The sequence below is a fragment of the Streptomyces sp. CAI-85 genome (genome assembly GCF_013363615.1).
Lineage (GTDB): Bacteria > Actinomycetota > Actinomycetes > Streptomycetales > Streptomycetaceae > Streptomyces > Streptomyces antibioticus_B.
This window is the reverse complement of the sequence record NZ_JAANNX010000123.1, coordinates 1-6513: the sequence shown is the minus strand read 5'-3', so window position 1 is coordinate 6513 and position 6513 is coordinate 1. Positions and strand designations below refer to the sequence as shown.

Annotated in this window: 7 protein-coding genes; 6 read left to right on the top strand and 1 reads right to left on the bottom strand. The window is 71.9% G+C overall.

The window, feature by feature from the left end; all coding sequences use genetic code 11:
- On the top strand, window positions 1-589 hold a 589-nt coding region (locus G6W55_RS36655; protein ID WP_175524939.1), incomplete at its 5' end, for an AAA family ATPase.
- A 6-nt stretch (window positions 590-595) separates the two neighbouring features.
- On the opposite strand, the gene G6W55_RS36650 is transcribed toward G6W55_RS36655, so the two are convergent.
- Window positions 596-1063 (bottom strand): hypothetical protein, encoded by a 468-nt coding sequence (locus G6W55_RS36650; protein WP_175524938.1) that lies wholly within the window; start codon window positions 1061-1063, stop codon window positions 596-598.
- A 140-nt stretch (window positions 1064-1203) separates the two neighbouring features.
- On the opposite strand from G6W55_RS36650, the gene G6W55_RS36645 reads away from it, so the two are divergent.
- The 5 genes from G6W55_RS36645 to G6W55_RS36625 all read left to right on the top strand — a co-directional run bounded on the left by G6W55_RS36645 (window position 1204) and on the right by G6W55_RS36625 (window position 6393).
- Window positions 1204-1740 (top strand): YbjN domain-containing protein, encoded by a 537-nt coding sequence (locus tag G6W55_RS36645; RefSeq protein ID WP_175524937.1) that lies wholly within the window; start codon window positions 1204-1206, stop codon window positions 1738-1740.
- A gap of 242 nt (window positions 1741-1982) precedes the next feature.
- Window positions 1983-2504, top strand: a complete 522-nt coding sequence (locus tag G6W55_RS36640; protein WP_175524936.1) for a hypothetical protein — start codon at window positions 1983-1985, stop codon at window positions 2502-2504.
- Window positions 2501-4249, top strand: a complete 1749-nt coding sequence (locus G6W55_RS36635) for a hypothetical protein (protein WP_175524935.1) — start codon at window positions 2501-2503, stop codon at window positions 4247-4249. The genes G6W55_RS36640 and G6W55_RS36635 overlap by 4 nt, the downstream gene beginning before the upstream one ends.
- The gene (locus G6W55_RS36630) at window positions 4246-4875 is read left to right on the top strand and encodes an ABC transporter ATP-binding protein (protein ID WP_175524934.1); all 630 of its coding nucleotides are present in this window, start codon (window positions 4246-4248) and stop codon (window positions 4873-4875) included. The genes G6W55_RS36635 and G6W55_RS36630 overlap by 4 nt, the downstream gene beginning before the upstream one ends.
- A gap of 165 nt (window positions 4876-5040) precedes the next feature.
- A complete protein-coding gene (locus G6W55_RS36625) occupies window positions 5041-6393 on the top strand; it encodes a hypothetical protein (protein ID WP_175524933.1) in 1353 nt (450 codons plus the stop codon).
- The last annotated feature ends 120 nt before the right edge of the window (window positions 6394-6513 follow it).

The window sequence follows — 6513 nt, the reverse complement described above, 5'->3', positions numbered from 1 at the left end:
GTACAGCGTGGTGCTGCTGGACGAGGTGGAGAAGGCGCACCCGGAGGTCTTCGACGTCCTGCTCCAGGTCCTGGACGACGGCCGGCTCACCGACGGCCAGGGCCGCACGGTCGACTTCCGCAACGCGATCCTGGTGCTGACGTCCAACCTGGGCAGTCAGTACCTGGTCGACCCGGTGACCACCGAGGCGGAGAAGAGGGAACAGGTCCTGGAGGTGGTCCGGGCGTCCTTCAAGCCGGAGTTCCTCAACCGGCTGGACGACCTGGTGGTGTTCTCGGCGCTCGACAAGAGCGAGCTGAGCCGGATCGCCCGCCTCCAGATCGACCGGCTGGCCCGCCGGCTCGCCGAGCGGCGCCTCACCCTGGAGGTCACCGACGCTGCCCTGGCCTGGCTCGCCGACGAGGGCAACGACCCGGCGTACGGCGCCCGGCCGCTGCGCCGCCTGGTCCAGACGGCCATCGGCGACCGGCTGGCCAAGGAGATCCTGGCCGGTGAGGTCAAGGACGGCGACACGGTGCGGGTGGACGCGGCGGGCGACGGCCTGATCGTGGGCCCGGTGCCGTCTTCGTCCCCGGTGAAGACGCTGTAGCGCCGCTCAGGTGGTGAACGCCGAGAACCGCACGCGCGCGGTCTCGGCGTTCACGTACGTCACGGCCACGTCGACGTAGTAGGCGTCCGTCCCGGGGCGCCCGTTCACATCGAGCTGGAAGCAGTGGTCGACGCCCTTGGGACAGGCCAGGGTGCCCGGTCCGCCCGGCTCGGGCGCGTCGGGATAGGTGGCCGCCACCCAGGTCCACACGTCCTTGCGCGGCATACGGAAATCGGCCTCGTACAGCGCGTCCATCGCGGACTGCATTCGGCACTTCGCGCCCTCGGCCCCGTCCGGCAGCCCGGCCCCGCCGAAGGCCAGCGCCTCGGTGCACGGCACGGGGACGGGCCCGCGCGCGGGGTCCTCCTCCGCCGACGGCACGCCGGCCAGCAGCAGCCCGCCCGCCACCGTGCCCGCCAACAGCAGGACGCAGGCCACCACGCCCCACCTGACTCCGCTTCGCCCGCCGGCCATCCGCTCCCCCTCCGCGCGTCACCGTCCCGTGATACGACAGGCCGGATCATGTCAGCTCAGGGCTGACAGGGCCCGTCGGGGTTGCCACCCCCCTCCCCGCATGGGGGAGGATGGCGGGATCCGTACGAAGGGAAATTTCGGTGAGCATCGACCCGTCCTCGATTCCGAACTTCGGGGGCCAGCAGCCCGAGCCGCAGCCCCAGGGACCGGCGGGCCCCGTAGTCCCGGATCAGGACCTCGTGAAGCAGCTCCTGGACCAGATGGAGCTGAAGTACGTCGTCGACGACGAGGGTGACCTCGCCGCGCCGTGGGAGGAATTCCGTACGTACTTCATGTTCCGCGGCGAGGGTGACCAGGCGGTCTACTCGGTGCGGACGTTCTACGACCGGCCCCACAAGATCGACGACAAGCCCCAGATCCTGGAGGCGATCGACGACTGGAACCGCCGCACCCTGTGGCCCAAGGTCTACACGCACACCCACGACGACGGCACGGTCCGTCTCATCGGCGAGGCACAGCTCCTCATCGGCGCCGGGGTGAACATCGAGCTGTTCGTCTCCTCCACCGTGAGCTGGGTCCGCGCGGCCATCGAGTTCGACAAGTGGCTCGTGGAACAGCTCGGCCTGGAGCAGGACGTCGACAACATGGACGGCCCCGAGGCGGGCGAGGACCAGTAGTCCCGGGACGCACCCGCCCCGTCCGACGAGAGCCCGGCACCGGTTTCGACCGGCGCCGGGCTTTTGTCATGCTCGCCGACGGCGGTACGGGGAGATCATCGCGCGGAACGCCGGAGTCTGCGGGGCCCTCTTCCTCGGTGTCCTCACGTTCGGCGTGATGACGATCCGAGATGCGGACACGGTGGAACAGGCGTCACGGCCTCGTTCTCACGCCCTGCCCCGACCCCGCGTCTCGGAGAACCATGCTGCACCGCCTCCTCTTCGGCATCCTTGGGAACCCCAAGGTGATCCGGTTTCTGCTGCGTTGCCGGACGGTGGTGGCCGACGGCGTCGCCCGCCCCGGGGTGCGGATCGCGGGCGGGGTGCTCGCGGCGGCGGCCGGAGTCTGCGCGGTCGTGTACTGGGCGGTCTTCCGCGCCACGACGGGCGGGACCCGGCGTGCCGTGGAGGCGTCCCCCGATCTGAAGGGCGAGCCGGGGGACGTCATGGAGGTCCTCCAACTCCTCAGTGTCGTCTGGCTGGTGAGCGGCGTCGTCCTGCTCGCGGCCGGCCTCCTCGTCGCCCTCGCCCGCTGGGGCAGCGTCGCGATGATCGTGGGCGGTGTGCTGTGGTGGGCGCCGCTCGGCGTTCTCGGCCTGTACCTGCCGACCGCGTCCGCGCCGAAGATCCTCGCCGCGCTGTTCGTGGCCCTGGTCGTCCCGGCGACCCTGCTGTGCCCCGCCCAGAGGTTCGGCGGGACGGCACGCGCCGGCGCCCCTTCATGACCCCGCCCCGCCCCCTCACGCCGTACGCCCGCCCGGCCTGGTGCCGTACCGTCGTCGCGCTCTGCCTCGCCGACACGCGTCGACGGCTCAACCTCCTCGTCGGCGCGGGCCCTTCGGCACGGCGGCGGCGCCGGGCCGCCTGGGTGGTCGTCGGTGCCGGGGCCGCCGCCGGACTCGGGGCGCTGACGGTCGTCGGGCACACCCTCGGCGCGCTGGTCCCGCCCGGGGCGGCCGTACGGACGGACCTGGCGGCCTGGACGTGGACGCCGGTCGCGGTGTGGTTCCTCCACCAGATCCTGACCGCCGAACCGGCGAAGGCCCGCGCCCTGGTCAGCCCGCCCGACGCGAGCGTCCTGCGGACCCTGCCGGTGTCCCGCGCCCAGCTCGTGACCGCCCGGCTCGTCGTACCCGCCGCCGGGATCGCCGTCCTGGTGCTGGCCGCGGCCCTCGCCGTCGGCGCGCCCTGGCTGGCGGCGGGCGCGGAGGGCCGCCGGATGCTGCCCGTGTTCCTGCTGCACTGCGCGGGCTCGGCCGTGACCGGAGCGGCGCTGCACATCGCGCTGGTGACGGCCCTGATGGTCAGGGTCGTCCGGATCCCCCACCTGCCACGCGTCCTCGTCGCGGCGTCGGCCGGCGGACTCGTCGGAGCGGTGGCGGCACCGTTCGTACATGCCCTGACGGGCGGCGGCGGGTTCTCCCGGGAGGCCGTGGCCCGGCTGATCGGCGACGCGCTCACCGCTGCCCGTCCCCATCTGTGGACGGTCGCGCACCGGCCGGAGGCGGTCGGCCGGGTGGCGGCCGTCTACGCCGCCGTGACGGTCGTCCTGGCCGCCGCGGCCGTGCTGCGGGTGCGCGCCACCGTGCGCCGCGACGCCGCCGCGAGCGGCGGGCGCCCCGTGGCCGCCGGGCGGCCGGCCGGCGTGGGCAGGGCCGGGCGGGCGTGGTCCTCGTCGCCGTACGCCCTGGTCGGGCGGGTGACCTGGCTCCGGTTCCTGCGCGGGCATCCGCAGACGGTCGGCGGGCTGGCGCGCCTCCAGCGGCTGAGCGTGCTGTCGGGCGCGGGATGTGTGGGTGTCGTCGTCGGGCTCGGCGGGCCGTTGTGGGACCTGCCGTTCGCCGTCGTGGGCGGGGTGTTCGTGGCTGCCGCGCTGGTCACGACGGGTGAGGTCGTGCAGGTGTGCGGTATCGAGGCGGACCGGGCGGGCTGGGACATGCTGCGGCAGGCACCGCGCGCCGTCGGCGCCTGGGTCGCCGCGAAGGCCGTCACCGCCTCGGTGGCGGTGGCCGCGGCGACCGGTCCGTTCGCCCTGGGGGCCGCGGCACTGTGCGGTGTGCACGGCCCGGCCGGGTGGGCGCGGGCGATCCTGGCGCAGGCCGTCGTGGCGGTCGCCACCGGCTGCGCCGTCGTCCTCACGTATTTCCTCGTGCCCCGCCCCGAGGCGTTCGCCGAGGGCCGGATCACCCGGGCCCCGGCCGCCGAGGTCACGGAGGGGCTGCTCGTCGCGCTCCTCACCCTGCCGGTCACCGCGGGTGCCGGGCTGAGCGCCGCGCTCGCCCCGGGCGGGGACGCCGGCACCGATCTCGTGCACGCGGCGCTGCTCGCCGTCTCCCTCGGGGCCGGAGGGGCCGCCCTGCGCGTCACCGCACGCAGCGACCTGCGGTCGCCGGCCGTCGGAACAGGGCCCGACTCAGCACCCACATCCGCACTCTTCGACTCCTCAGGCACCTCCCGGAGCACCTCGTGATCGACATCGAGAACCTCGTCGTACGCCGTGGCGAGGAACCCGTCCTGCGCGGCCTCACCGCCCATGTGCCCGAGGGCACGACGGTGCGCGTCGCCGGCCCGAACGGCAGCGGCAAGAGCACACTGCTGCACGTGATCGCCGGCCTTCTCGCACCGGACTCGGGCTGGGTCGCCGTCGCCGGGAGGCCGCCCGCCGATCCCGCCGTACGGGCGGTGCGCGGCTTCGTCCAGGAGCCGCCGCCGCTGTACGAACACCTCACCGCGGACGAGCAGTTGGCGCTGGTCGCCGGGGTGTGGGGACTTCGGGCCGAGGACCTGCGGGAGCGCGCCGCCAGCCTGGGGCTCGACGACCGCTTCGACGTGCTCGTCGGCGAACTCTCCCTGGGCCAGCGCAAGAAGCTCGGCTACCTCTGCGCCACCGCGCACGAGCCGCGCCTGGTCCTGCTCGACGAGCCGTTCAACGGACTGGACGCGGCCGCCGAGCGGGCGGTGCGCGACGACCTCGTCCGCTGGCGGGCGGAGGGCCGCACCCTGATCGTCGTCTCTCACGCCGACGGCCCGCTGGCGGACCTGGTGGACACCTCCCTCACCCTCGGCGCCGCGAAGAGCGCGGGGGCCGACGCGTGATCGAGGTCGGCGGGCTCGTGAAGCGTGGGCTCCCTGTTCAAGAAAGTTGGCAGCGATCAAGTACGGACCGATCAGGCCATCGAGGCCGAATTCGGCAAGCTGAAGGTCCAGTACGAGGACACGCCCGCCATCGGCGGCCGGTCCGGGAGCCGGTGACGAGGAGCCATGGATTTCGCGACCTTCAGGGCTCTGAAGCCGTCGGACTTCTCGGACGCCGCGGCCGGATACCGCAACACGAGTGACATGGCCAGTGCGGCGAAGGACCGAATCGAGCAGCAGATCGCCGTGGCCATGCGCGAGGCCTACCAGGGTGAGGCTGCGACCGCGGCCCTGAGGCAACTTCAGGAGCTGGCGCAGAACTTCCATTACTCCCAGGTGGAATGCGGCTTGGTCGGCGCCGCACTCGACGGGTTCGCGTACGACGTGGAGGCGGCGAAGAAGAAGCTGGACGCGGCGGTCGAGAACGCGGACGCGGAGAAGCTCACCGTGAACTCCGACGGTTCGTTCAGCTATCCGTCCGGCGGTGAGGAGATCGACGGAAGACTCCCTGAGGGCGGCACGGTGATCGGCATGACCGGCGCGACGGCTTGGGCGATCGGCCGTCAGTCGGCCAACCGCGACCCCAACCCGTATCACCGTCGTGCGCAGGACTACGCCGATCAGATCGCGGACGCTCTCGAGGAAGCGACTGCGGCTGACGAGAAGTGGGCGCCGAAGCTGCGGGCCTTGAAGGCCGACGACGACCTTACGGTCTCCGGGAGCGACTGGGTTGACGTGAAGAAGGACACGGGTGGTGTCCTCAAGGCGGCCGAGAGCTACCTGGACTCGGTCAAGGAGCCACCCAGGCAAGGCAGTCCGAGGGAGAACGGGTGGCAGAGCCTGACCGATGAGCAGCAGGCGGATTACATCGCCGTCCACCCCGATTCGATCGGATGGATGGACGGGCTTCCCGCCGATGTGTGCGACGAGGCGAACCGGACCGTCCTCGCCCAGACTCGTGGGGCGGCGAAGGAGCCCGATCGATTCAAGATCGTTCACCAGGTCGACCCGAATACGGGAGAGGAGGTGGACGTCTCGGTAAGGCTTCCTGAGAACGAGTGGAAGGAATGGGACGCGAAGCGGCAGGAGATCCAGGACCGCATCAACGGAATGGATGCGCAGCCCTCCGGGGAAAGCAGGTCGACGAGCGTGCTGGGCGTCGGGCTCTCGCTCATTCCAGCCGCATCTACGATGCCCTCCAAGCACCCCCCGGCCCGAGCCGGGCGGAGGACGGGACAAGAACGTACGAGGACTCCGAGGGCCGTTACGTCCACCATGCCTGGTCCACCCGGTCTCTTACGGAAGAAGAGACAGTCCGGGCGATGTCACGAGTGCAGGCGTACTTCGAGAGCGCGGGCTGGACTGTGCGTCATGTTCCGGCAGGCACCGGCGTTCCCGCGATCATCGCCCGCAATGCCGAGGACTTGCGCGTGGCCCAGATCGCACCGTCGAGCACCGGCGCTGTACGTGTCGCTGTGACAACACCCGTTGTGCCTGGGGAAACCGCCACGACCTGAGATCGAGGAGTTCACGGCGTGAGGCGGCGCAGGCGGTCTGCGGCTTCCGTGAGGACCTCGTCCTTCTTGCAGAAGGCGAAGC